23 protein-coding genes are annotated in these 25709 nt (G+C 66.1%); 12 read left to right on the forward strand and 11 right to left on the reverse strand.

The genetic code is table 11. The features are described from left to right. Positions 1–15 precede the first annotated feature (15 nt). The 3 genes from ABQF30_RS05960 to ABQF30_RS05970 are packed head-to-tail and all read left to right on the forward strand — an operon-like array spanning position 16 to position 2506. On the forward strand, positions 16–1092 hold the full coding sequence (locus ABQF30_RS05960; protein WP_448461866.1) for a phosphotransferase: 1077 nt from the start codon (positions 16–18) through the stop codon (positions 1090–1092). Beyond that, positions 1089–1463 (forward strand): nuclear transport factor 2 family protein, encoded by a 375-nt coding sequence (locus ABQF30_RS05965; RefSeq protein ID WP_448461867.1) that lies wholly within the window; start codon positions 1089–1091, stop codon positions 1461–1463. The genes ABQF30_RS05960 and ABQF30_RS05965 overlap by 4 nt, the downstream gene beginning before the upstream one ends. Beyond that, on the forward strand, positions 1460–2506 hold the full coding sequence (locus ABQF30_RS05970; RefSeq protein ID WP_448461868.1) for a TIGR03857 family LLM class F420-dependent oxidoreductase: 1047 nt from the start codon (positions 1460–1462) through the stop codon (positions 2504–2506). The genes ABQF30_RS05965 and ABQF30_RS05970 overlap by 4 nt, the downstream gene beginning before the upstream one ends. Before the next feature lie 176 nt (positions 2507–2682). On the opposite strand, the gene ABQF30_RS05975 is transcribed toward ABQF30_RS05970, so the two are convergent. Then, positions 2683–4179 carry an acyl-CoA carboxylase subunit beta gene (locus tag ABQF30_RS05975; protein ID WP_448461869.1) on the reverse strand — a complete coding sequence of 499 codons (1497 nt, stop codon included), beginning with the start codon at positions 4177–4179 and terminating at the stop codon, positions 2683–2685. Between the two features lie 133 nt (positions 4180–4312). On the opposite strand from ABQF30_RS05975, the gene ABQF30_RS05980 reads away from it, so the two are divergent. After that, positions 4313–5368 (forward strand): LLM class F420-dependent oxidoreductase, encoded by a 1056-nt coding sequence (locus ABQF30_RS05980; RefSeq protein WP_448461870.1) that lies wholly within the window; start codon positions 4313–4315, stop codon positions 5366–5368. Positions 5369–5379: 11 nt separating this feature from the next. Next, positions 5380–6600, forward strand: coding sequence for a cytochrome P450 (locus ABQF30_RS05985; protein ID WP_448463490.1), 1221 nt, complete (start codon positions 5380–5382; stop codon positions 6598–6600). Positions 6601–6681: 81 nt separating this feature from the next. On the opposite strand, the gene ABQF30_RS05990 is transcribed toward ABQF30_RS05985, so the two are convergent. From ABQF30_RS05990 to ABQF30_RS06015, 6 genes are all read right to left on the reverse strand, one after another. Then, on the reverse strand, positions 6682–7965 hold the full coding sequence (locus tag ABQF30_RS05990) for an amidohydrolase family protein (protein WP_448461871.1): 1284 nt from the start codon (positions 7963–7965) through the stop codon (positions 6682–6684). Positions 7966–8055: 90 nt separating this feature from the next. Beyond that, a complete protein-coding gene (locus tag ABQF30_RS05995) occupies positions 8056–8193 on the reverse strand; it encodes a YbdD/YjiX family protein (RefSeq protein ID WP_448461872.1) in 138 nt (45 codons plus the stop codon). Then, a complete protein-coding gene (locus ABQF30_RS06000; RefSeq protein WP_448461873.1) occupies positions 8193–10493 on the reverse strand; it encodes a carbon starvation CstA family protein in 2301 nt (766 codons plus the stop codon). The genes ABQF30_RS05995 and ABQF30_RS06000 overlap by 1 nt, the downstream gene beginning before the upstream one ends. A 101-nt stretch (positions 10494–10594) precedes the next feature. Beyond that, positions 10595–12130: an ATP-dependent DNA ligase gene (locus tag ABQF30_RS06005; RefSeq protein ID WP_448461874.1), complete on the reverse strand. Its 1536-nt coding sequence runs from the start codon at positions 12128–12130 to the stop codon at positions 10595–10597. Between the two features lie 21 nt (positions 12131–12151). Next, positions 12152–12520: a GatB/YqeY domain-containing protein gene (locus ABQF30_RS06010; RefSeq protein ID WP_448461875.1), complete on the reverse strand. Its 369-nt coding sequence runs from the start codon at positions 12518–12520 to the stop codon at positions 12152–12154. Between the two features lie 126 nt (positions 12521–12646). Further along, entirely contained in the window at positions 12647–14179 is a 1533-nt protein-coding gene (locus ABQF30_RS06015; RefSeq protein WP_448461876.1) for a molybdopterin-dependent oxidoreductase, read from the reverse strand. 99 nt (positions 14180–14278) lie between these two features. On the opposite strand from ABQF30_RS06015, the gene ABQF30_RS06020 reads away from it, so the two are divergent. The 4 genes from ABQF30_RS06020 to ABQF30_RS06035 all read left to right on the forward strand — a co-directional run bounded on the left by ABQF30_RS06020 (position 14279) and on the right by ABQF30_RS06035 (position 18806). Continuing rightward, the gene (locus tag ABQF30_RS06020) at positions 14279–15046 is read left to right on the forward strand and encodes an SDR family NAD(P)-dependent oxidoreductase (protein ID WP_448461877.1); all 768 of its coding nucleotides are present in this window, start codon (positions 14279–14281) and stop codon (positions 15044–15046) included. Between the two features lie 24 nt (positions 15047–15070). After that, complete coding sequence (gene poxB, locus ABQF30_RS06025) at positions 15071–16807, forward strand: ubiquinone-dependent pyruvate dehydrogenase (RefSeq protein WP_448461878.1); 1737 nt, start codon at positions 15071–15073, stop codon at positions 16805–16807. Positions 16808–16922: 115 nt separating this feature from the next. Then, complete coding sequence (locus ABQF30_RS06030; protein WP_448461879.1) at positions 16923–17735, forward strand: class I SAM-dependent methyltransferase; 813 nt, start codon at positions 16923–16925, stop codon at positions 17733–17735. Positions 17736–17747: 12 nt separating this feature from the next. Next, positions 17748–18806 (forward strand): phosphotransferase family protein, encoded by a 1059-nt coding sequence (locus tag ABQF30_RS06035; protein ID WP_448461880.1) that lies wholly within the window; start codon positions 17748–17750, stop codon positions 18804–18806. Between the two features lie 10 nt (positions 18807–18816). Here the strand turns inward: ABQF30_RS06035 and ABQF30_RS06040 are convergent, their stop codons facing one another. Beyond that, positions 18817–19578, reverse strand: a complete 762-nt coding sequence (locus tag ABQF30_RS06040; RefSeq protein ID WP_448461881.1) for a sulfite exporter TauE/SafE family protein — start codon at positions 19576–19578, stop codon at positions 18817–18819. 189 nt (positions 19579–19767) lie between these two features. Here ABQF30_RS06040 and ABQF30_RS06045 point away from each other — a divergent pair, with 189 nt between their 5' ends. Continuing rightward, positions 19768–20250 (forward strand): 2-isopropylmalate synthase, encoded by a 483-nt coding sequence (locus tag ABQF30_RS06045; protein ID WP_448461882.1) that lies wholly within the window; start codon positions 19768–19770, stop codon positions 20248–20250. A gap of 29 nt (positions 20251–20279) precedes the next feature. Here the strand turns inward: ABQF30_RS06045 and ABQF30_RS06050 are convergent, their stop codons facing one another. Next, entirely contained in the window at positions 20280–21761 is a 1482-nt protein-coding gene (locus ABQF30_RS06050) for a cytochrome P450 (protein WP_448461883.1), read from the reverse strand. A gap of 128 nt (positions 21762–21889) precedes the next feature. On the opposite strand from ABQF30_RS06050, the gene ABQF30_RS06055 reads away from it, so the two are divergent. Together ABQF30_RS06055 and ABQF30_RS06060 are read left to right on the forward strand one after the other, a co-directional pair. Continuing rightward, positions 21890–22552, forward strand: coding sequence for a TetR/AcrR family transcriptional regulator (locus ABQF30_RS06055; RefSeq protein WP_448461884.1), 663 nt, complete (start codon positions 21890–21892; stop codon positions 22550–22552). Between the two features lie 22 nt (positions 22553–22574). Continuing rightward, a complete protein-coding gene (locus tag ABQF30_RS06060; RefSeq protein WP_448461885.1) occupies positions 22575–23441 on the forward strand; it encodes an SDR family oxidoreductase in 867 nt (288 codons plus the stop codon). On the opposite strand, the gene ABQF30_RS06065 is transcribed toward ABQF30_RS06060, so the two are convergent. Both ABQF30_RS06065 and ABQF30_RS06070 read right to left on the reverse strand, forming a co-directional pair. Beyond that, the gene (locus ABQF30_RS06065) at positions 23438–24610 is read right to left on the reverse strand and encodes an AAA family ATPase (RefSeq protein ID WP_448461886.1); all 1173 of its coding nucleotides are present in this window, start codon (positions 24608–24610) and stop codon (positions 23438–23440) included. The two genes, ABQF30_RS06060 and ABQF30_RS06065, sit on opposite strands and share 4 nt — an antisense overlap. A 9-nt stretch (positions 24611–24619) precedes the next feature. Next, positions 24620–25708: a DNA polymerase IV gene (locus ABQF30_RS06070; protein ID WP_448461887.1), complete on the reverse strand. Its 1089-nt coding sequence runs from the start codon at positions 25706–25708 to the stop codon at positions 24620–24622. Position 25709 lies beyond the last annotated feature (1 nt).

Here is a 25709-nt window from a genome sequence, read left to right on the forward strand (position 1 = left end):
TTCCGGAGGTCGAGGATGATTTCAGCTACGGTGCCAGTCCCGGGGATGATCCCGTCCGGCATCGACGAGGTCACGCCGGCGTGGCTGACAGACGCACTTCCCGGACCGGTGACTGTGACGGCGGTGCACGCCGAGCGGATCGCCGAGGACAGTGGATTCTCCTCGTTGCTCTACCGGATACATCTCACCGGAAGTGCCGGCGTTCCTTCGAGTTTGATCGTCAAACTGCCTGCCGAATCCGAGGCCCGCGGCGCGATGGAACTGCTGGGTGGCTACCGCAGGGAACTGGAGTTCTATCGGCACATCGCCCCGGTCGCCCCTATCTCCACCGCGCGTTGTTACGTCGCGCGGATCGCTGACGGCTCAGCTGATTTCGTGCTGGTGCTCGAAGACCTGCGGGACTGGGACAACGCCGATCATCTCGCCGGGTTGTCCGTAGACCGGGCCAGGCTGTGTATCGACCAATTGGCAGCGCTGCACGCCTGGTCGGTGCGCAGCGCGGACGATGCGGTCCTGCAGGCGTATCCGGTTCTTGACAACCCCATCGCCCGAGAGCTGTTCCTACCGGTATTTGCGCAGGCGTGGCAGGTTTACCTCGACCACACCACGCAGCCGGTGCCACCCGCGGTGGCGCGCTTCTCCGGTCGTTTCGCCGAACTGGCGCCACAGGCGTTGGAGGCGCTGTCGGAGCGCAAGATGTTGCTGCACGGTGATATCCGTGCCGACAACATGTTCTTCAGCGGAACCGAGCTCAAGATTGTCGATTTCCAGATGGCTGTCATAGGCTCCGGCGTCTCCGACATCGCGTATCTGCTGAGCCAGGGGCTGCCCACCGAGGCGCGGCGGGGCAAAGACGAGGCATTGGTGCAGGAGTACCTTGCGCGCCTCTCAGAACGCGGAGTGGCGGATTACTCGTTCGACGAGGCGTGGCGCCACTATCGGTTCGGGGTGGCGTATCAGATGATCCTGCCGGTCATCACGCTGATCGGCTGGGACGGGTTGCCCGAACGATCCCGGCAACTGTGCCTCACGCTGGTGGACCGTGCAGTGGCGACCATCGACGACATCAATGCGATAGAGGTGTTTGCGTGACCCGTACAGCCCGCGAAGTCGTCGAGCTCTACAACCTGGTGGTCTGGAACAAGCGGGACTTTGGGCTGGCAGAAGAACTCATGGGTGACACCGTCATCCGCCACGACGTCGGCGAGGCACAGACCCTGACCCATGACCAGGCCGTGCAGCGCATCGTCGACAACTGGGCGATGTTCGAATCGATCCGGTTCGACCTCAACCTGGTGGTCGCCGGCGACGACGGCGAGCACGTCGTCATCGTGTATGAATCACCGATGACCATGAAGGACGGCACCGAACTCACCATCAGCAGCATGGAGATCTTTCGGGTGGTCGACGGCCGGATCACCGAAGTGTGGAACTGTGGCTATAAGCAAGGAGTTTGGGCATGAGCAACCACGTACTCGATGAACTGGGCTACTACCTGTTGGCCGGAGCCGGTGGCGAAGGCCCGGCCACCCTGATGGACGAGGCCCGCCGCGGTGAGGAGTTGGGATTCGGCACCGCATTCATCTCCGAGCGGTGGAACGTCAAAGAGGCCTCATCGCTCGTCGGCGCGGCATGTGCGGTGACCAACCGGATGCAGATCGCCACCGCCGCAACCAATCACAACACCCGTCATCCGCTGATCACGGGGTCGTGGGCGACCACGATGCACCGGCTGTCGCGCGGTCGGTTCACACTCGGTATCGGCCGGGGCATCGCCGCGATGTACAACGCATTCGGCGTGCCCCCCGTAACCACGGCTCAGATGGAGGATTTCGCGCAGGTGATGCGAAAACTCTGGCACGGCGAGGTGATCTTCAACCACGACGGGCCGCTCGGCAAATACCAGGTGCTGTTCCTCGACCCGGATTTCAACGAGGACATCCGCTTGGCGATCGTGGCTTTCGGCCCGCAGACTCTCGCACTGGGCGGGCGCGAATTCGACGACGTCATCCTGCACACCTACTTCACGCCGGAGACCCTGCAGCGGGCGGTCAAGACGGTCAAGGACGCCGCGGAGAAGGCTGGTCGTGATCCCGCCAGTGTGCGGGTGTGGTCCTGTTTTGCGACGGTCGGTGACCACCTGCCGGAAGAGTTGCGCCTGAAGAAGACCGTGGCCCGCCTTGCGACATATCTGCAGGGGTACGGAGACCTCTTGGTGAGCACCAACAACTGGGATCCGACTGTGCTGCAACGCTTCCGGGAGGACAAGGTGGTGACGTCGATCCTCGGGGGCATCGACCACAAGGCCACGGCCGAGCAGATCGAGCACATCGCGACGCTGATTCCCGACGAATGGCTGGAACCGTCGGCAACAGGGTCGGCGCAGCAGTGCGTCGATCGCATCCGTAAGGAGTTCGATTACGGCGCCGACGCGGTGATCATGCACGGGGCGACGCCGGACGAGCTTGAGCCGATCGTGCGGGAGTACCGGGCTACTCAGGGGTGAACCGCGGCGAGCGTCTTCTATAACACCGAGATTCACGCCAGGGACAAGAACTCACCGAGATTTGTCCCTGGTGTGAATCTCGATGTGGCGCCTAGCGTTATGCGACGCGAGCGTGCGCAAAATGCCGGCATTTGACGGCGTGTCGGCCAGCAGACCCGCACGCTCGCGGTGCTGGGTTACGGCATGATCAGGGTGCGGGACACCGGCTCGGCGACCGCCTGGCGACTGAAGATGCCGTGCTGCAGGGTCACCAGAAGCGCGTTGCGGGTTTCCTCCGGCGAGATGAGCTCGTCGAAGCCGAGGTGACCTGCCGACCGGTAGGACGCCTCGAGTTCCATCCGCTTGAGCACCTCGGTGTAATCCTCGCCGGCGTGGGTGGCGGCGCTCAGCGCGGCAGCCCCCATGGCGCCCATGGTGGCACCCGGATAGGCGAAAGTGGCCACCTGGTCGTCAAATCCCAGCAATGACATGACCATTGAGCCGAATCCGAAGGCCTTGCGCAAAGTCACGTGCAGCTTGAGTGTCGTGGCGCCCGTCTGCGCCGCGAACATCCGCGCCCCACTGCGCAGTACACCGCTGCGCTCGGACCGGCTGCCCGGCAGCATTCCGGGATTGTCGGCGAGGAAGATGATCGGAAGGTGGAACGAGTCGGCGACAGTGATGAAATGGGCGGCCTTGTCGGCGGCATCGGCATCGATCGAACCTGCCAGCATCTGCGGTTGATTGGCCACCACCGCCACCGGATAGCCGCCGAGATGGGCCAGCGCACAGATGACGGCCCGACCGAATTTGGGTTGCACCTCGAACCAGTCCGGCCGGTCGAAGATTTCGTCGAGCACCGTGCGCATGTCGTAGATCTGCCTGTTGTCGCGCGACACGATGTCGAGAATCTCGGGGGTCGGGCGCGGTTCGGCAGTGTCATCGGCAAGCCGGGTCGGCGGATACGACCATGCGCTGGAGGGGAAGTAGGACAGATAGCGACGGATGTCGTCGATCACCGTCTCGTCGTCCTCGGCGTAGTTGTGGATCACCCCGCTGGCGAGCGCGACGTCCGGCCCGCCGAGGTCCTCTTTTGAGATGTCTTCTCCGGTCGACTCTTTCACCACCGGGGGTCCGGCAGTGAAGATCGCACCGTGACGGCTCATGATGGTGAAGTCGCACACCGGGGCCACCAGGGCACCGTGGCCGGCTGACGGCCCGAGCACAGCTGAAACGGTCGGGACCTTTCCCGAGCACTTCGCCTGCGCGATGAGATCAGTGGGTGTGCGTCCGTAGTGCTCGCCGCTGGGCCGAAAACCCGCGCCCTCCAACAGCATCACCAATGGAATCTTGTTGCGTAACGCCAACTCGGCGAGTCGGTACCGTTTGGCATTGCCTCCGGGGCCGATGCTGCCTGCCAACGTGGTGAAATCCTCGGCGCCCACCATCACCGGTGTGCCGTCGATGCGGCCCGAACCGGCGATGAGGCCGTCTGCGGCGATGTCCCCGCCAACCAGAGTGCCGAACTCCTGGAACGTATCCGCGTCGAGCAGCCGCGCAATCCGCGCCCTGGCATCCAGCTTGCCCTTCGCGTGGTGCTTGGCGAGCCGTTCCGGGCCGCCCATGCCGTAGGAGTTCTGTCGGCGGCGATCGAGGTCTTCCAACGACTCCTTCCACTCGTGGGCGTGTGTCATCGTGTCTCCACTTCTCGTGCCGGCATTGCCTTGTAGCCTATCCTCGTTGACCATACTGAATTGCTTACTGTAGCGTCGAACAGGTGGGTGTCTTGGGCATGACCGGACGTGTTGGCAAAGGCTTACGCCGGGGATGACGGGCGCCGAAATCCGCGCTGTCAAGGTTGACCGCGGCATATCCAGTCAACTCGCCGGCGTTCCCGAAACCGCGCGTGAGCTGGAACTGGCGGGTTACGACGGGTGTTGGACCGGCGAGATCAACCACGATCCGTTCCTGCCGCTTGTGCTGGCGGCCGAGCACACCAGCCGAATCGAGGTCGGCACCAGCATCGCCGTCGCCTTCGCGCGTAATCCGATGAGCGTCGCGCACCTCGGGTGGGACCTGCAGGCGTACTCGGGGGGCCGGTTCATCCTCGGGCTCGGCACCCAGATCCAGCCGCACATCGAGAAGCGATTCAGCATGCCGTGGAGCCATCCCGCCCGGCGGATGCGGGAATACATTCAGGCGCTGCAATCGATCTGGTCGTGCTGGCGCGACGGCACGAAACTGCGCTTCGAGGGTGAGTTCTACACGCACAAGATCATGACGCCGATGTTCACCCCGGAACCCTCGGCAGTGCCGTTCCCGAAGGTGTTCGTTGCCGCTGTCGGCGAATTGATGACCGAGATGTGCGGTGAGGTCGCCGACGGCCTGCTGGCCCACGCGTTCACCACCCGGCGCTACCTCGACGAGGTCACGTTGCCCGCCCTGCAGCGGGGGATGGCCCGTTCGGGGCGTAGCCGCAACGACTTCCAGTTGTCGTGCCCGGTGTTTCTGGTGACCGGCGCCGACGAGCGGGAGATGGCCGCGGCGTCGGTCGCGACCCGCAAACAACTCGCCTTCTACGGCTCGACCCCGGCCTACCGCAAAGTGCTCGAGCTGCACGGCTGGGGCGATCTGCAGACCGAGCTGCATCGATTGTCGCTGGCGGGGGAGTGGGACGCGATGGGCGCACTGATCGACGACGAGGTGCTCGACGCCTTCGCCGTCGTCGCGCCGATCCCCGAGCTGGCCGGCGCGCTGCGACGCCGCTGCGACGGAGCGATCGACCGCGTGCTGCCGGGCTTTCCCGCCGTCGTATCGCCAGCCACCGTGAACGCCGTTCTGCAGGAATTTCGTGAATGCCCGCCCGTGAGGAGCAGCCCGTGAGTATCAGGACCATCGACGACGTCGCGAAGGTGTTCGCCACCGCTTCGGCCTATGCCGACGAGACGAATTTCCATGCGGCGCTGACGCATCTGCGGGCCAATGCGCCGGTGTCATGGGTGGAGGTGCCGTCGTACAAGCCGTTCTGGGCGATCACCAAACACTCCGACGTCATGGCCATCGAACGGGCCAACGACGTGTTCACCAACTCGCCGCGCCCGGTCCTGTTGACCACGGAGAACGACGACAACCAGGCCGCGGTCGGAGTGCGGACCCTGATCCACATGGATGATCCGGAACACCGCGTCATGCGTGCGGTCGGGGCGGACTGGTTTCGCCCGAAAGCCATGCGCGCGTTGAAAGTACGTACCGATGAGCTGGCCAGGATCCACGTCGACAAGATGGTCGAAGCGGGAGGGGAGTGCGACTTCGTCCAAGAGGTCGCCGTCAACTACCCGCTGTACGTGATCATGTCGCTGCTCGGCGTGCCCGAGGCCGACTTCCCGTTGATGCTGCGCCTCACCCAGGAACTGTTCGGCAACGAGGACGACGAGTACAAGCGCGACACCGACGACGCCGACACCATGACCGCGCTACTGGAGATGTTCCAGTACTTCAGCGAATTGACCGCCGCGCGGCGGGAGAACCCCACCGATGACCTCGCGTCGGCGATCGCGAATGCCCGCGTCAACGGTGAACCGCTCAACGACATCGAGACGGTGTCCTATTACGCGATCGTCGCGGCAGCCGGACACGACACCACGAGCGCCACCATCTCGGGCGGCATGCTCGCGCTGCTCGAAAACCTCTCGCAGCTGGAGAGATTACGCGCTGACCCGTCGCTGATGGGCACCGCGACCGAGGAGATGATCCGGTGGGTGACCCCGGTGAAGGCGTTCATGCGGACCGCCGCGGTAGATACCGTAGTGCGCGACATGCCCATCGCCGCAGGAGAATCGGTGCTGCTGTCCTACCCGTCGGCCAATCGCGACGAGGAGATCTTCACCGACCCATTCCGATTCGACGTCGGCCGGGACCCCAACAAACACGTGGCATTCGGGTACGGCGTGCACTTCTGTCTGGGCGCGGCGTTGGCGCGCATGGAGATCAACAGCTTCTTCAGCGAATTGATCCCGCGGCTGGATTCGATCGAATTGACCGGGGCACCCGCACATACCGCCACGACGTTCGTCGGCGGGCTCAAGCACCTGCCGGTGCGGTACTCGCTGCGCTAGGAGTTCGCCGAGCAGACGCAGAATCGCCTAAAACAGAGGTGATTTGGGCGAGTCTGCGTCTGCTCGCGGTGGAAAAGGGGCTTATTCGCCCGAGTTGCCTCGCGCCGCTGCATGCAGCGCGTCCCCGCGGCTGCCCTGCTCGTGATGGCTCAGCGCGCGGATCGCAACATCGTGACCCTCGGCTGCCTTACGCAACGCGCCAACGGTCGCCTGGTCACGGGCGATATGAGTGAACGGGTCGAACGAGTACCACCGCATGGCGTTCTCGTGCGTCATCTTGTTGATGTCATCGTCGGGAACATTGTTCTCCATCAACACTTCCCACAGCTCCTCGGGCGCGCCTGGCCACATCGAGTCGCTGTGCGGATAGTCGGCTTCCCAGCAGATGTTGTCGATACCGATCTTGTTGCGCAGCGTCACGCCGACCGGATCGGAGATGAAGCAGGTCAGGAAGTGCTCGCGGAACACCTCGCTGGGGACCTTGCCGCCGAAGTTCTGCTTCGTCCAGGTGGAGTGCATTTCGAAAGTGCGGTCGACCCGCTCGAGGAAGTACGGAATCCACCCGGTGCCGCCCTCACTCAAGCCGATCTTCAGATCCGGATAGTCCTTGATGGGTTTGGACCACAACAGATCTGCGGCGGCCTGCACGATGTTCATGGGCTGCAATGTGATCATCACGTCCAGCGGGGCATCCGGGGCGGTGATCGCGAGCTTGCCAGACGATCCGATATGTACGTTGAGCACGGTGTTGGTGTCGCACAACGCCTTCCACAGCGGTGTCCAATAATCGTCGTGGAAACTGGGATAGCCCATAGCAGCGGGGTTCTCGCTGAAGGTCAGCGCGTGCACGCCCTTCTTGGACACCCGCCGAACCTCGTCGGCGCACGCCTCGGCGTCCCAGATCACCGGCAGTGCCATCGGGATGAACCGGGCGGGGTAGGCCCCGCACCACTCATCGATGTGCCAGTCGTTGTAGGCCTGCACCAGCGCCAGGGAGAACTCCGGATCCTCGGTGGCGAACAGTCGTCCGGCGAAACCGGGGAAGGACGGGAAGCAGATCGAGCCGAGGATGCCGCCCGCGTTCATGTCTTTGACCCGCTCGTCGACGTTGTAGCAGCCCTTGCGGATCTCGTCGAGACCCTGCGGTTCCAGGCCGTACTCCTCCTTCGGGCGGCCGGCCACGGCGTTGAGCGCCACGTTGGGGATCACGATGTCGCGGAACTGCCAGGTGTCCGAACCGTCGGCGTTGTGCACCAGGCGCGGTGCCTCGTCGATGTATTTCTTCGGCAGGTGGTTCTTGAACATGTCAGGCGGCTCGACGATGTGATCGTCAACGCTGATCAGGATCATGTCGTCTTTGTTCACGAGCGCGCTCCATTCACGACTGCCTTACTGTATGACCGACAGTTTAGCCGGACGTGCACCGTCAGGGCCAGGCGATCGGGAGATTCTTCGTCAGCAGCAGCGCGCGCCAGGATTCGCCTCGGTGTGGCGATGGCGCATCTTCCAGTAGTCGCGCTCGGAGAGCACCGCCTCGCCCGGATGGTTACGGGCGCGATGCTCGACGTAGCGGCGGTAGTGGTTATCGCCCATCAATGTCCCGCAGTACCAGCTGATTTGGCGTGCGGCCGTTCGTGCGCGCCAGGCAAAGCCTCCCATTGTTTCTGCACCTCCTTTTCGGCGGATGTGGGGATCAGACCCGACGGTGCGAATATGCGTGAGGGCACCGGCTCGTCCTCGGTCAACGGTTTACCCGTGCCCCGGATCGACCTCATCGCCACGATGACACCGGCCACGAACACGATGACCACCAACAACGCGAACACGATCGACAGCGTGCCCTGGATGAATGTGTTGCGGACGACGTCGGCGATCTCATCGGGGGTCTTGGCCGCGCCGAACGTCGTCGCACCCGCGTCCTGTGCCTCCCGATACCGGAAGTGCTGCGTCCAGTAGCCGACGCGCGGATCGCCGGAGAAGATCTTCTGCCAGGACGCGGTGAGCGTGACGATCAGATCCCATATCAACGGAATCGCCGGTATCCAGGCCCATTTCAGTAGGCCCTTCTTGATCACCACTACCGTGACCACGGTCAGCGCGATTGCGGCCAGCAGCTGGTTGGCGATGCCGAACAAGGGGAACAGCGTGTTGATGCCGCCGAGGGGGTCCGTGACACCCATCAGCAGGATGCTGCCCCAGCCGGCGACCACCAGCAGGCTGCAGACCCACGCCCCGACCCGCCAGCTCGGGTCCTTCAGCTTGCGCAGCGGCCCACCGAGGTTGCTCAGACCGTCGGACAGCATGAACCGGGCCACCCGGGTGCCTGCGTCCACCGTGGTGAGGATGAACAGGGCCTCGAACATGATCGCGAAGTGATACCAGAATGCCTTGAGGCCTTCACCCCCGAAGACCTGGTGCAGCACCTCGGATATGCCGATCGCCAGAGTGGGAGCGCCGCCGGTGCGGGAGACGATCGACTCCTCGCCGACATCTTCGGCGGCCTGCGTTATCTGCTCAGGAGTGATGTCCGGTCCGGACAACCCAAGACTGTTGGCATACGCGGCCGCGGTTTCCGCGGTTCCGCCGGTCTGTGCGGTGGGTGCGTTGAGGGTGAAGTACAGGTGCTGATTGAGGATGGCCGCGGTGATCAGCGCCATGATCGCGACGAACGACTCGGTGAGCATGCCGCCGTAGCCGATCAGCCGCATCTGGCTTTCCTTCTCGACCAGCTTCGGCGTGGTCCCCGACGAGATCAGCGCATGGAATCCCGACAGGGCGCCGCAGGCAATGGTGATGAACAGGAACGGGAACAGTGAACCCGCGAACACCGGACCGTCGCCCCGGGTGGCGAAGTCCGAAATCGCGGGGGCCTGCATCACGGGTTGGGCGATGAGGATGCCGATCGCCAGCAGCGCGATGGTGCCCACCTTCATGAACGTGGACAGGTAGTCGCGGGGAGCGAGCAGGAGCCAGACTGGCAGCACCGAGGCGGCGAAGCCGTAGATGATCAGGCACCAGGACAACGCCACCTTCGACAGCGTGAACCAGTCTGCACCCCACGAGGTTTCGGCTACCCAGCCGCCGGAGACGACCGCGAGCAGCAGTAGTGCGACACCGATCAGCGACACCTCCGATACCCGGCCCGGACGCAGGAAGCGCAGATAGACGCCCATGAACAGGGCGATGGGGATGGTCATGGCAATGGAGAACACACCCCAGGGGCTTTCGGCGAGGGCGCCGACGACCACGAGCGCCAACACCGCCAGCAGAATCACCATGATGGCCAGCACGCCGACGATCGCGGCCACCCCGCCGATCGTGCCCAACTCGTCGCGCGCCATCTGTCCAAGGGACCGCCCGCGGCGCCGGGTGGAGATCGCCAGCACCAGGTAGTCCTGCACGCAGCCGGCGACCACCGCGCCGATGATGATCCAGATCGTGCCCGGCAGAAAGCCCATCTGCATGGCCAGCACCGGCCCGACGAGCGGGCCTGCGCCTGCGATCGCGGCGAAGTGATGGCCGAACAGCACCCGACGGTCGGTCGGCATGTAGTCGGTTGCGTTCTCGAAAAGCTCTGCCGGCGTGGCATTGTCGTCGCGGGGTTTGACGATCTTCATCTCGATCAGCCGGGCATAGAACCGGAAGCCGATTACGTAGGTGCAGATCGCTGCGACGACGAACCACACCGAATTCACCGTCTCACCACGGAAGAACGCGATGATGGCCCACGCGATCGCGCCCAGCAGCGCAATGATCGCGAAGACGATCCTGTGCTTGGTGGTGATCGGTGACCGGTCGATGATCGCCACCGGCGGGAGATCTTTGTCGGTGCGGATATAGGTGATATCGCCGTCGTGTTCTTCGATGCGTTCGGCGGCGGTGGGTGAAGCCACGGTTTCTCCCTCGCTTACGCGACAGTGTCGGTGTACTCCCGCTGATCCTTCCATCCGCTCGATCGAACGTGACGGGGATTCCCGGATTCCCGGTTTCGGTGTCAACCGCCGCGTTCGTAGATGGCGCGGACGGCGTCAACCGTGTCGGCCTCGGCGGGCGACTTGTCGTCGCGGTAGCGCAAGACCCTGGCGAAACGTAGTGCCATTCCGCCGGGGTAGCGCGTGGAGGTTTGCACTCCGTCGAAGGCGATCTCGACGACCTGCTCGGGCCGCAGGGTGACTACGTAACTGTCGGTCGGACCATTGGCGAGCTCGGTGAATCTCTGCGTCTGCCAATCCAGCATGGCGTCGGTCATGCCTTTGAACGTCTTGCCCAGCATCACGAACCCGCCGGTGGCCGGATCGCGCGCGCCCAGATGGATATTGGACAGTTTGCCGGTGCGCCGGCCGGAGCCCCACTCGACGGCGAGCACCACCAGGTCAAGGGTGTGCACCGGCTTGACCTTGAGCCAGCCGGCCCCGCGGCGGCCGGCCTCGTACGGTGCCGTCGGCGACTTCGCCATCACACCCTCGTGTCCGGCGGCCAGGGTGCGGTCCAGGAATCGTTGCGCTGCGTCGGCGTCGGCGGTAGTCAGCCGGTCGACCCGCTGGTCGGCCGGGACGATCACATCGAGGGCGGCGAGTCGCTCCTCGGTGGGCAGATCGAGCAGGTCCCGGCCGTCGACGTGCAGCAGGTCGAAGAAGCGCACCGACAACGGTTCGAGATCACCCGGCTTTTTCCGGACGAACCGGGCCGCGGTCACCTGGAAGCGGTGCGGACGCCCGTCGGGCCGCAGGGCGATGGCCTCGGCGTCGGCGATCAGCTCAGTCGCAGGCAGTGCCAGGGTGGCCTCGACCACCTCGGGCAGCCGGGAAGTGACGTCGTCGAGGCTGCGGGTGTAGACGGAGACGTCGTTGCCGGCACGGTGGATCTGAACCCGGGCGCCGTCGAGTTTGGCCTCGAAAATCGCTGTGCCACCGAGACGCTCGAGTGCCTCGGCGATGCCTGTCGCGGTTTGCGCCAGCATCGGCCCGACCGGCCGTCCCACCCGCAACCGGAATTCGTCCAGTGCCGGCCGTCCACCGGTGAGTGCCGCCGCCGCGACGGCTGGCAGATCTCCGGCGAGCATCGCTGCGCGCCGCACTTCCTTGTTGGGGATTTCGGCGGCCTTGGCCACGGCGTCGGCCATCACCCCTGCCAGGGCGCCCTGGCGCAACTCGCCGCTGAGCAACCGGCGCAGGAACGTCTGCTCGGTTTCGGTTGCTGTGCTGAACAGATCCCGCACCAATTCGGCGCGACGGGCCTGCGATCCTTTGCCCGACACCGATCCGATCTGCGTGAACCGCGTGTCGACCTCGGCGACGGTCAGTGTGGGGGTGGCCGCCGGTGCGGGGAGCGAACGCAAAGCCGCCCAGCCCACACCGATCTGGCGTTGCGGCAGCTCACCGGACAGCCAGGACACCGTGACCGCGACCGGTCGCGCATCGCTGTCGGCAGCGACCCGGGTGAGCAGGGTCGCGATGCGGTCGATCTTCGCCAGCCGCGCCGATGCCGCCGCGACGTCAGCGGACGCGGCAGCGACTTCGGCGAGCAACATCACCTCAGGGTGCCACGGTGCTCAGACATCCCGAAGGGTATGAGCGAGCGCATCAGCTTGCGCTCGCAGATCCGCTGCCCGCGCGTGATGCCCGCCTGCGACGTATTCTGTTGCCGCAGCGATGCTTTCGGCGATCTCAGCCTGGATCAGGTTGCGTATCTCCGCCTCGGAGAGCACCCGGCGGGCCGTCTCGGTCGAACCCACACCGGACCCCGCACCCGCGATCGGGCCGCCTGCGTGGGTGTCGGATTCGACGGCGTCCGGTGTCTCGGCATTGTCGATGGCGCTCAACGCTGAGCGCAGCGCCGCGACGCGCGCGGTGTCGCGGGCTTTGCGCGCCGAGAGCAACTCCTGGCGGAGCTTGTCACGCCACTGATGTGCCGGTGTCATGGCACGCCAACCTATTTGCGCAGTGGCGCGCTGTCGAACGAATTCCGCACACTCGGCGGCGGCGAGGGTGCGCGAAGTGCTGGAAATTTGCGGCGTGTCGGGGGACAGACCCGCACGCTCGCGGTGCTAGGTGACCTCGAAGGACACGGTGTGCCAGCCGGTTGCGCCGTCGGGCACGGGATCGGCCAGGTCCGAGGTCTGCACCGCTCCGGTGTTGTCGGTGGCGCGCACCGTGATCGTGTGCTCGCCTGCGTCTGCGGCCGTCCAGTCGAAGCTCCACAATCGCCAGGTCTCACCTGAGTAGGCGGCGCCCAACTGGGCCGTTTCCCACTCTCCGTCGTCGATGCGCACCTCGACACTGCGCACCCCACGGTTCTGCGCCCATGCGACACCGCCGAACCGGACGGGGCCGGGGCCGACCCCCTGGCCGTCGCGGGGGACATCGATCCGTGAGTGGGTCTTGATCGGGCCATGCGCCGACCAACCGAGCTTGGTCCAGTACGCCTGGGCCCGGTCGAACCGCGTCAGCTCCAGATCCACCACCCATTTGGTGGCCGACACGTAGCCGTACAGCCCGGGCACCACCAGGCGCGCCGGATATCCGTGATCCGGCGGCAGCGGTTCGCCGTTCATGCCGATCGCCAGTAGTGCGTCGCGGCCGTCGGTGAGCGCCTGCACCGGTGTGCCCGCGGTGAAGCCGTCGATCGACGTCGACAACACCATGTCGGCGTCGGGCGCCACGCCGGCCTCGGCAAGCAGGTCGCGGACGCGGTACCCGGTCCAGGTGGCATTGGAAATCAGGTCGCCGCCCACCGGGTTGGACACACACGTCAAGGTGACGACTTTCTCCACCACCTCGAAGCGCTCCAGGTCATCGAAGCCGTACGTGATTTCACGGTCGGTCATCCCGTGGATGCGCAGCTTCCAATCCGCGCGGCTGAGCTGCGGCACGGTCAATGCGGTGTCGATCCGGTAGAACTGCGGGTTGGGCGTGATGAACGACGGCAGCGCCACATTCGCCGGCTGCACGGCAGCTGGAACCGGCGGCGCGTCAACCGCGGGGCGCGGCAGTGCGAACGCGTTGCGGTCCTCGGCGACGGACGAGGCCAACCGGGACAACACCGCGCCGGCGACGCCGGTGGCCGCCCCCGCAGCCAACAAGCCGAGAGTGATCAGCGAGAGCCGGCGGCCCGGATCGACGCCGTCGTCGGCATCGGACGGCGCGTCATTGATGCGGCCCGAGGTGAGCAGGCGCATGACCGCGATTCCGCACAGGGTTCCGGCCACGGTCGGCAGGATTGCCCACCAGGTGGCGCCGGCGCGCGAGAGCACCGCCGCGCAGCCGAGCAAGCCGCCCAACGCGATCGCGATGCTGCCGACCGGAAGCCTGCGCCTCTCCCAGGAGGCTGCCACGGTGGCGATCACCGCGATGACGGCGATCACCAGGACTGTCAGCACGAGTTTGTCGGCGGTGCCGAACATCGTGATGGCCCATTCCTTCACCGGGCCGGGCGTCAGGTCGATGACCGCGGACCCCACGGCGGTGCGCGCGTCAGCCGCAGGCCCGAACGGGACTGCAAGTAGCTCGGTGACTCCGAGTGCGACGGCTGCCGCCGCGACACCGGCCAGCGCCGGTATGCGACGGACGCGATCCGACATGTGTCAAAGCTACCTGCGAAGCGAACCCGAAAGGCTTACCGGAAGGCTTCATGGGTTAGGTTACTTTACGATTTCGGTCACTTTTGGAAAGGAACCTAGATGGAGATCGAAGGCAAGAAGGCGATCGTTGTCGGCGGCGCGTCGGGCTTTGGCCGGGCGACCGCCGAGGCGCTGGCCAAGCGCGGAGCCAGCGTCGCGGTACTGGACCGGCCGCAATCGAAGGGCCAAGAGGTGGCCGACCAGATCGGCGGCTCGTTCTTCGAGGTCGACGTCACCGACTTCGACGGCACCGAGGAAGTGTTGCAGCGCGCCGTGGAGAGTTTGGGTGCGCTTCATATCGCGGTGACCACCGCGGGCGGCGGTATCGGCGAACGCACCATCAAGAAAGACGGCCCGCACAGCCTGGACTCCTTCCGGGCCAGCATTGACCTCAACCTCATCGGCACGTTCAACATCAGCCGGTTGTCGGCCTGGCACATGAGCAAGAACGAACCCGTCGACGCCGAGGCCGAGGAACGCGGCGTCATCATCAACACCGCCTCGATCGCCGCGTTCGAGGGCCAGATCGGCCAGATCGCCTACACCGCATCGAAGGCCGCGATCGCCGGCATGTGCCTGACCATGGCGCGCGATCTGGGCAGCCTGGGAATCCGGGCATTGGCCATCGCGCCGAGTCTGTTCGCCACCGGGCTCACCGAAGGCATTCCCGACGAGTTCGCGGCAGTGCTGACCAAGGACGCGGCCTTCCCGAAGCGGCTGGGCCGCCCGGAGGAGTACGCCAAGCTCGCCGTCGCGATCGTGGAGAACGCGATGCTCAACGGCCAGTGCATCCGCTTGGACGCCGGGCAGCGGTTCGCCCCCAAGTAGGAGCGGCAGCGCTACGCTTCGGCCATGGCGACCGTCGCTGATCATGTCATTTCCGCACTGGGGGTCAGCGGCGTTCGCCGGGTCTACGGCCTGCCCGGCGACAGCCTCAACGGTTTCACCGACGCCATCCGGCGCAGCGGCGACATCACTTGGGAGCACGTGCGCCACGAGGAGACCGCGGCGTTCGCGGCCACCGCCGATGCCGCGCTGACCGGTCAGCTCGCAGTGTGCGCGGGCAGCTGCGGTCCCGGCAATCTGCACCTGATCAACGGCTTGTTCGACGCGAACCGCAGTCGCGTGCCGGTGCTGGCGATCGCTGCACACATCCCCCGTACCGAGATCGGTTCGGAATACTTCCAGGAGACCCACCCACAGGACCTGTTCCGGGAATGCAGTGTCTACTGCGAACTGATCAGCACTGCCGAGATGGCGCCGCGCATCCTCGAGATGGCCATGCGCGCCGCGATCGAGGAGAACGGCGTGGCCGTCGTCGTCATCCCCGGTGAGATCTTCCTGCAATCCACGCCGGATGCTGGCTGGACGGCACGGCCGGTACATCCGACCCGTTCGATCCTGCGGCCCGACGACGAATCGGTGCGCCGGGCCGCCGATCTCCTCAACGCCGCCGAACGCGTCACCATCCTCGGCGGCGCGGGCGTCGCCGGATCGCACGACGCACTGATCGAACTCGCGACGACGCTGCAGTCGCCGATCGTGCATGCGTTGCGCGGCAAGGAATTCGTCGAATACGACAATCCGTTCGACGTCGGGATGACCGGGTTGCTCGGGTTCGCCTCCGGCTACAAGGCCATCAAGGAGGCCGACACCCTGTTGATGCTGGGCACCGACTTCCCGTATCAGCAGTTCTATCCCGAAGGGGCCGCGGTCATTCAGGTCGATATCCGCGGCCGCAACCTCGGCAGGCGCACCTCGATCGATCTGGGCCTGCGCGGCACCGTCAAAGACACCCTGGCCGCGCTGCAACCGCTGCTGCGGCCCAAGCAGGACCGCGACCATCTCGACCGGTCGCTACGGCACTACCGCAAGACCCGCGCTTCCATGGACGCGCTCGCCGTCAATGACCGCGACCGCACCCCGATCCGGCCGGAATACGTTGCGGGACTAGCCAACCGGTTGGCGTCTGACGACGCCGTGTTCACCTGCGATGTCGGATCACCGGTGGTGTGGGCGGCGCGGTACGTGACCATGAACGGCAGGCGCCGGCTGATCGGCTCGTTCAACCACGGCACGATGGCCTGCGCACTGCCGCACGCGATCGGTGCCCAGACCGCATTCCCCGGCCGGCAGGTGGTTGCCCTGGCCGGAGACGGCGGCCTGACGATGTTGTTCGGTGAACTGGTCACGCTGATCCAGAACCGGTTGCCGGTCAAGGTGATCGTGTTCAACAACTCGTCGCTCAACTTCGTGGAACTGGAGATGAAGGCCGCGGGCATCGTGACGTTCGGGACCGATTTGGTCAACCCGGACTTCGCCGCGGTCGCCCAGTCGATGGGAGTGTTCGGCAGACGGGTCACCGAGCCGGGGGAGTTGGAATCTGCGCTGACCGACGCCTTCGCCCATGACGGCCCGGCCGTCGTCGACGTCGTCACCGCGCGCCAGGAGCTGTCGATACCACCGGCGATCACCGTTGAACAGGCAAAAGGCTTCTCGCTCTACGCAATTCGGACGATTCTGGCCGGCCGCGCCGACGAACTTCTCGACCTCGTCAGCACCAACGTCGCGCGCCGTCTCCTGGATTGAGCGCTTCGGCCCGGACCCACCGGGGAAACGCTGTGCACCAGCCACCGGTGCATATGTGTGAACTGGATGTATTTGGTGGCCGGCGTGACGATAATCCCTCTGAGAGGAGGCATCCATGAACGCCGTCAACACCGAACTTGCGGCCAAACACCGCGCCATGTGGGCGTCCGGCGACTACGCGAGACTCGCCGCCGAACTGGTATCACCACTTGGCCCGGTGCTCGTGGAAGCCTGTGGCATAGGCCCCGGCGACCGAGTGCTCGACGTGGCCGCAGGAACCGGGAACGCGGCGCTCCCCGCCGCGCAGACCGGCGCCGACGTCATCGCCAGTGACCTGTGCCCGGAGCTACTCGAACAGGGCCGCGCGCTGGCCGCCGAGCGCGGCGTCGACCTCGAATGGCAAGAAGCCAACGCCCACCAATTGCCGTTCGGCGACAATGAATTCGACGTTGTCATGTCATGCATCGGCGTGATGTTCGCGCCGTTCCATCAGCAGGCCGCCGATGAGTTGGTCCGCGTCTGCAAATCTGGTGGCCGGATCGGTCTGCTCAGCTGGACACCCGAGGGCCACATCGGGCGGCTGTTCGCGACGATGAAGCCGTACGTTGCCCCGCCACCGCCCGGGGCGCAGCCGCCGCCACTGTGGGGTCGAGAGGAACACGTCCGCGCGCTGCTCGGTGACCGGGTCGGCGACGTCGTCACCGAGTCCCGCACGCTGACCGTGGACCATTTCCCCGACGGCGCCGCCTTCCGCGACTATTTCAAAACCGTCTACGGACCGACGATCGCGGCGTACCGCAACATCGAGGGTGATCCGGAGCGTGTCGCGGCGCTGGATGCCGACATCGCGCGGATCGGCGACGAGTTCCTGCGGGGCGGCTCAACCATGGAATGGGAGTACTTGCTCCTGACTGCCCGCAAGTCCTGACAGCATGTCTGCATGCCTGGTGATGTGCAGCAGCTGCCGACGTTGAGTGAGCCCGATCAAGCCGCGTTGCAGCGGTGGGTGCGGGCGCAGGGGCTCGGTTCGACCGTGACCGACATTGCTCCGCTGACCGGCGGCACCCAGAACATCGTGGTGCGCCTGCTCGTCGACGGACGCCCGATGGTGCTGCGGCGTCCGCCCGTGCATCCGCGACCCACGAGCGACATGACGATGATGCGCGAGATCGCGGTATTGCGAACGTTGGCGGGGTCGGGTGTCCCGCATCCCGGCTTCATCGCCGGGTGCACCGACCTCGACGTGCTCGGGGTGGTCTTCTACCTGATGGAAGAGGTTGACGGGTTCAATCCGGGCACCGAGGTCGCGCCGGCCTACCAGGACGCCGACATGCGGCACCGGGTAGGCCTGTCATATGCGGGCAGCCTGGCCCGGCTCGGCAACGCGCCGTGGGAGAACAGTGAACTGGCCGCCATCCGGCCGCCGGGATCCTTTCTGGCGCGCCAGGTTCCGCAGTTTCTGAAGTTGTTGGAGAGCTACCGGCATGAGAGGTACGCACCCGAGTCGCTGGCTGTCGGCGGCCTGGCCGGGTGGCTGGAAACCAACCGCCCGCCCGACGCCGAGCCCGGCATCATGCACGGCGACGCGCACCTCAACAATGTGATGCTGCGCCGCGAGGTGCCCGAGTTGGCCGCGTTCATCGACTGGGAGATGTGCACGATCGGCGATCCGTTGCTCGATCTGGGATGGATGTTGGTGTGCTGGCCCGACGATCCGAACCCGATCAACGCGGGTTCGGCTTTGGCCGCGCTGGGCGGGCTGGCCAGTCGCGGCGAGCTGCTCGACGTGTACCGGGCCGCCGGGGGCCGCGAAACTTCAAGGCTGGACTGGTATGTGGCGCTGGCCTGTTTCAAGCTCGGCATCGTCATCGAGGGGACGTGGTCGCGATACCTGGCCGGGCAAGCCAGTCGGGAAGCGGGCGAACAGCTGCACTCCTCGGCCGAGAATCTCATCACCCTGGGCACTCGGGTCGCCAAGGGCGACAGCCCTTTCGACTGACGGGCGGAACTCAGTAGGCGTCGAGGGCGAGCTTGACCGCGAGCGCCACGCCGACTGCGCCGATCAGCACGCGCAGCGGGGTGGCCGGCGCGCGCCGCACCACGATCGGCCCGAGCCGGGACCCGATCAGACAGCCGATGCCGAGCGGAACGACGGCGGGCCAGTACACCGGTGCGAAGACCACGAACACCGCCGCTGCCACGGAGTTCGCGACGCCCAGGATGACGTTCTTTCCCGCGTTGGCGTGGGCGAGCGTCGCGCCGCCGGCGCGCAGCAACAACGCCAACAGCAGCACCCCCGCGGCGGCGCCGAAGTACCCGCCGTAGATGGTGATCAGAAAGATCGCGCCGGCCTCGACCATGACCTTGATCATGTGGTCGCGGTGGTTGGCGACCCTGGCCTCGCGGTGTTCCTTGCGGGGCAGCAGGATCGCGACCGACGCGAACGCGAGCAGGAACGGAACCACCTTTTCGAAGCCCTCGGCCGGGGTGCACAGCAGCAGCGCCGCGCCGGCCGCGCCACCCAGGGCGGCCATCGGAATGATGCGTTTGATCCACTCGCCCTGCCCGGCCAGTTCAGGTCGCGATCCCCACACCGATCCGACGCCGTTGAACACGACGGCCACGGTGTTGGTCACGTTGGCCGTAACCGGCGGCAGCCCGATCAGCAGCAGCGCGGGATAGGTGGCCACCGACGCCAGCCCGGCGATGCTGCCGGTGAGGCCGCCGGCGATCCCGGCGACGAATAGGAGCGCGATGTCCCAGAAGGTCATGCGGCGCCCACTGCGCAGAGGTTACTGAGAGAAAGTGTTTGCGTGGTCGCCGGGGGAACGTCTAGCATCGCCAACGTGCCGAGGCGACTCGTAGTAGCAACCCGCAGCGGGGTCTGATCTGGACCGACCCCTCGCTGTGGGTCGTCGCTACTCGTCGGTCAATTCCTCTGAGCAAGAGAAGACCGGCACATGTATCCCTCTCCAGCAGCTCAAGCCGCACCGTCGTCGTTCGCGGCGAACTTCACCGCCCCGTTGCCGCGCGGTCTGCGCGACGCGGGTGCCACGGAGTCCTGGGACTCGTTCCTTGCCGAATTCGCGGCGAGCGCCGGGCCGTTGCGGCTGGGGCACTGGGCCTGCACCGACCCCAAACGGACGGCAGGGCCGCAGGCGCGCCACTATCAGGCCACGCTCGCCATCGGCGACGCCATCAGCACGTCCACGGCGGCAGCCAGCGGGCCGGTGGCGGCGTTGACCGAGATGCTCTACGAGCGGGGCATCACCGTCGAGACCACGTCATTTCACCAACTGCCGACCGGCGGGCAGACGGCCACGTTCATCAAGGGCTGCGACGGGGTGCGCAGCCAGTGGGCGATGGGGCTCGCCGACGATCCGGTGCAGTCGGCGCTGCGTGCGGTCATCGCGTGTGCCAACCGGCTGATTGCCGCGGCCTGACTTCCGCGGAAAACGTCAGCGACAGAGCGTCAGCGCAGCGGGCGCAGGACGATCGGCATACCGTCGATCGGGATGGGCATGCCGCCGTAGTCCCAGTGCGCCTTGTAGCCGGGGCCGGCCAACTCGAGGCGGTACTTGCGCAGCAGTCGGTGCATCACCGTCTTGATCTCGAGCTGGCCGAACACCATGCCGATGCACTTGTGCGCACCGCCGCCGAACGGCGCGAACGCGTACCGATGCTGCTTGTGCTCATTGCGGGGCTCGGCGAACCGGGCCGGGTCGAACTTCTCGGGGTCGGTCCACAACTCCGGAAGGTGATGGTTCATCGACGGCCACGTCACGACCGTGGTGTTCGCGGGCACGTGGTACCCGCACAGGTCGGTGTCGCGCACCGTGGAGCGCACGTTGAAGGGCAGCGGCGTGACGAGGCGCAGCGCCTCATTGATCACGAGGTCCAGTGTCTCGAGCTTGTCGAGGGCCCCGATGTCGAGCGGTGCGTCGCCGAGGCGATCGGACTCGTCGCGGACCCGGTCCTGCCACTCCGGGTTGGCGGCCAGGTGGTAGGCCATCGTCGTCAGCGTCGACGTCGACGTGTCGTGCGCGGCCATCATCAGGAAGATCATGTGGTTGACGATGTCCTGATCGGAGAAGCTGTTGCCCTCCTCGTCCTCGGTCTGACAGAGCACCGTCAGCATGTCGGTGCCCGCCGAGCCACGCTTCTCCTTGACGCGGGCGGTGAAGTACTCATCCAGCACCTTGCGGGCCTGCAGCCCCCGCCACCACTTGAACGGCGGCACCGCCGTGCGGATGATCGCCCCGCCGGCCCGAGTGGTCATGGTGAATGCGTCGTTGACCTTGGTCACCAGTTCCTTGTCGCCGCCGTGCTCGTGGCCCATGAACACCACCGAGGCGATGTCGAGGGTGAGTTCCTTGACCGCCGGATAGAACAGGAAGCGGGCGTCGTTGGCGACCCAGTCTTTGGCGATGACGTCGGAGGCCACCCGGTCGATGTGCTCGACGTAGCCGGTCAGGCGGGTCCGGGTGAACGCCTCCTGCATGATCCGTCGGTGGTACATGTGCTCGTCGAAGTCCAGGAGCATCAGGCCGCGGTTGAAGAACGGGCCGATGACCGGCTGCCAGCCGCCCTGGCTGTAGTCCTTGTTGCGGTTGGAGAACACCGTCTGGGTGGCGTCCGGACCCAGTGCCAGCACCGACGGAAGGGCTGGGGAGTGGGCGTAGTGCACCGGGCCGTGCTTGCGGTAGACCTCGAGCACGTACTCGGGGCCACCGCGGAACGTCTCGATCATGTGCCCGAGCACCGGCAGGCCTGCGTCGCCCATCACGGGCTTGAGGCCGCTGCCCGCGGGCGGCTTGGAGAGCTCGAACTGCTGCCACTCACGCCGGCGGAGGCGCTTCTCGACGGCACCCATCCCAGGGAAGTTGTTGATCGACGGCGTGAGGCGTCGCTTCGCCTCGCCGAGGAGATACTCCGGGGTGCTGATCGTGGCCATATGCCGCTCCTGACGCTGCTGAGGCTGCAAAGCTGTGGTGGACGTCACCTGTTAACCCCATCCTGAATGGGAGACTTGACGCATGTCAAGTTTTGATCTGGAGTGCCGCGGTGCAAAGGTCTAATGGCATGACCGCCGAATCGATACCGGAGGGCAGCAACGGCTCCACCAGCGCAGGTTCCGCTGCGCCGGTCCGTCGCAGCCGGGGCGACCGGCAGCGCGACGCCATCGTGAAGGCCGTGCGGGAACTGGTGGAGGAAGAGTCGTTCGCCGACTTGTCGGTCAGCACGATCAGTGAACGCGCCGGGGTGGCCCGATCGGGCTTCTACTTCTACTTCGATTCGAAGTACGCGGTGCTGGCGGTGATCCTCGCCGACGCGATGGAGGAACTCGCCGCTCTCACGCACGACTACGCGCCCCGCGAGGCCGGCGAGACGCCTGCCGCATTCGCCAAGCGGATGGTCGGCAGTGCGGCAACCGTGTTCGCCACCAACGATCCGATCATGTCGGCCTGTACGGTCGCGCAGAACACCGACGCCCAGATCCGCGAACTCATGAACGACTTCGAGGACGCTGTCATCGGCAAGATCGTCGGCCTGGTCGAACAGGACGAGGGCGCGCGCCCGATCTCCGAGGACATTCCCGCACTGGTACGCACCCTGACCGCCACCACGGCGATGACGTTGTCGCACGACTCGGGCTTCGTCGGTCGCGATACCGACCCGGCCCGTGCGCTCGACATCGTGGAGCGGCTGTGGCTCAACGCGCTGTGGGGCGGGCTCCCGGAATAGCGCCGCGGGTAAGGTCACCGCTATGGCGCAGGGGAGCGACGATTTTCGGGGAAAACGCTGTTTCATCACCGGCGCGGCCAGTGGTATCGGACGCGCCACTACGCTTGCGCTGGCGGCTCAGGGTGCCGTGCTGTACCTGACCGACCGCGACGAGGCCGGCCTGGTGCAAACCGTCGCCGACGCGCGTGCGTTGGGGGCCGAGGTGCACGAGCATCGGGCTTTCGATATCTCCGACTACGACCAGGTGGCGGCGTTCGCCAAGGACATCCACGCCGCGCACGCCCCGATGGACCTGGTGATGAACATCGCCGGGGTGTCGGCATGGGGGACGGTTGACCAGCTCACCCACGAGCAGTGGCGCTCGATGATCGACATCAACCTGATGGGCCCGATCCACGTGATCGAGACGTTCTTGCCTGCGATGGTCGAGGCGCGCCGGGGCGGTCACCTGGTCAACGTGTCCTCGGCGGCCGGGCTGGTGGCGCTGCCGTGGCACAGCGCTTACAGCGCCAGCAAGTACGGGCTGCGCGGGTTGAGCGAAGTGCTGCGCTTCGATCTGGCCCGCCATCGCATAGGGGTGTCGGTGGTGGTACCCGGCGCGGTGAAAACCGGTCTGGTGCAATCGGTTCAGATCGCCGGCGTGGACCGGGAAGATCCGAACGTGCAGAAGTGGGTGGACCGGTTCGCCGGCCACGCCATCTCCCCCGAGAAAGCGGCCGACAAGATTCTCGCGGGTGTGCGCCGCAACCGTTTCCTGATCTACACCTCGGCCGACATCCGCGCGCTGTACACGTTCAAGCGGGTCGCGTGGTGGCCCTACAGCGTCGCGATGCGTCAGGTCAACGTGCTGTTCAGCCGGGCGCTGCGGCCAAAGGCCGTGCAGCGCTAGCGTTTTCCCCAATGCCAGGCGGGCGTTGTGAGCATGCCGAGTCCGGTCACGTTCGTCGCGCCCCACTGTTTGTAGAGTTCGATCTCCACCGCCGTGCCGTGGTCCTCGTCGGAAACCGGTGTGGTGTCCAGGAACTCCAGCAGGGCACGCGAATGCGTGACCACCACGACCTGGGTCTGGGTTGCGGCGGTGGCGATCAGGGCCGCCAGCGGCCGGACGAGGTCGGGGTGAAGTGACGTCTCAGGTTCGTTCAGGACCATCAACGACGGCGGTCGCGGGCTGAGCAGCGCGGCGGCCCACAGTAGGAAACGCAATGTACCGTCGGACAATTCAGCGGCCCGCAACGGCCGTAACATGCCGCGCTGACGCAGCTGCAGATCGAACAGCCCGTCATTGACCGTGACCGAGACGCTGGCGCCGTCGAAGGCGTCGGCCACCGCCCGCTCCAGATCGTCGAGCCCCGCCTCGATGATGGTCTGCACGGCCGCGGCCAGATCGGAGCCGTCGTCGGCGAGCACCGGGGTGCGGGTGCCGACGTGAGGTGCTCGGGCGGGGGCGGCCGCGTCGACGCGGAATCCGTCGTAGAACCGCCAGTCCCGTAACCGGTCGGAGACCGCCGACAGCTCCGGAAGCGCCTGCGGGTGCGCGTACTCGGCGAGCACACTGCGGTACGACGGCAGCGATCGGCTCAACTCGTCGAACCCGCGTCCGGACTGCGCGGCGGCCTCGGCGAACTCTCTGGTCCGGCGTACCAGCGTCGAGCTGGGCCGCAGCACCGGACCGGCGAACACCACTTCCCGCTTGATCTCCGGATCCTGGGCGAATGCCGTTGGCCCGGTGCCCGCCATCTGGGGTAGTCCGAGGTCGACGAGGTAGCCGAAATCGTCGGCGGCGAAACCGAGTTCGAGGGATACCGGACGCATCCGGGTAGTGCCCTGAGCCTCGTCGGCGGGTTGTTCGGGCCCCGCCCACAGCACCGACTGCAGCCCGCCCTCGCGCGCGAGAGATCCGATGACCTGTCCACGCCCGCAGTCGGCCAACAGTCGCAGCGCCCGGTAGATCGAGGACTTCCCGGTGCCGTTGGCGCCCGTGATGACCGTGAGGTCGGTCAGCGGCAGGATCACCTCGCGCAGTGAGCGGTACCCGCGAATGGCGACGGTCTGCAGCATGGGTCGAGGTTATTGCCCGGCGGTGACAAGCGGGGCAGCTGGATCCATCGCCAGCTCCAGTCGCACGCCCAACAGGCGGATCGGCCGGTCGAGTTCGAACTGATGCAGCACGGCAAGCGCGGTGTCGGTGATCAGGCCCGCGTCGGTGCTCGGTGCCGGCAGCTTGCGGATCTTGGTGCGGGTGTAGAACGTGTTCGTCCGGACCGTGACCGCCACTCGGGTCACGATGCGGTCCTGCTCGAGGACCTCGGTCAGCGTCCGTTGAGCCAGTTCGCGTACCGCCGCGTCGATCTCGTCACGACGGGTCAGGTCCTCGGCGAACGTGATGACGTGACTGCGGGAGCGCGGCACCCAGGGCTCTGAACTGACCTCGGTATCGCCACCGCCTTTGGCCAGCAACAGGATCCACAGACCGGTGCTCGGGCCGAACGTGGCGGTCAGCAGGGTGGCGTCGGTTGCGGCGAGGTCGGCCACCGTGGTGATCCCCAGCGTGGCAAGCTTTTTGGTGGTCTTTGGACCCACACCCCAGAGCGCATCGGGCGGTCGGTCACCCATCACCGCCATCCAGTTGGCTTCGGTGAGGACGTAGATACCCGGCGCTTCGTCTGCTCCTCGCGTGCGCGTCGGCTTGGCCAGGCCGGTGGCCACTTTGGCGCGTTGTTTGTTGTCGCTGATGCCGACCGAGCAGGACAACCCCGTCTCTGCGGCCACCACGGTGCGGATGCGCTCTGCCAACTCGACCGGATCGACGTCGGCCCCGGCGCCGAGATACGCCTCGTCCCAGCCCCACACCTCCAGCGGGTACCCGAGGTCGCGCAGCAGACCCATCACCTGTTCGGACGCTTCGTCGTAAGCGGCCGGGTCCGACGGCAGGAAGGTGGCGTCGGGGCAGCGGCGCGCCGCGGTGCGCAGCGGCATGCCGGCATGCACACCGAACTCCCGGGCCTGATAGGACGCGCAGGTGACGACCTTGCGCGGTTCGGTGGGGTCGCCGCTGCCACCGACGATGACCGGCAGGCCGTCGAGTTCGGGGTGACGCCGCAGTTCCACCGAAGCCAGGAACTGGTCCAGGTCGACATGCAGCACCCAGCCGGTCATC

Source organism: Mycolicibacterium sp. XJ870 (assembly GCF_053483975.1).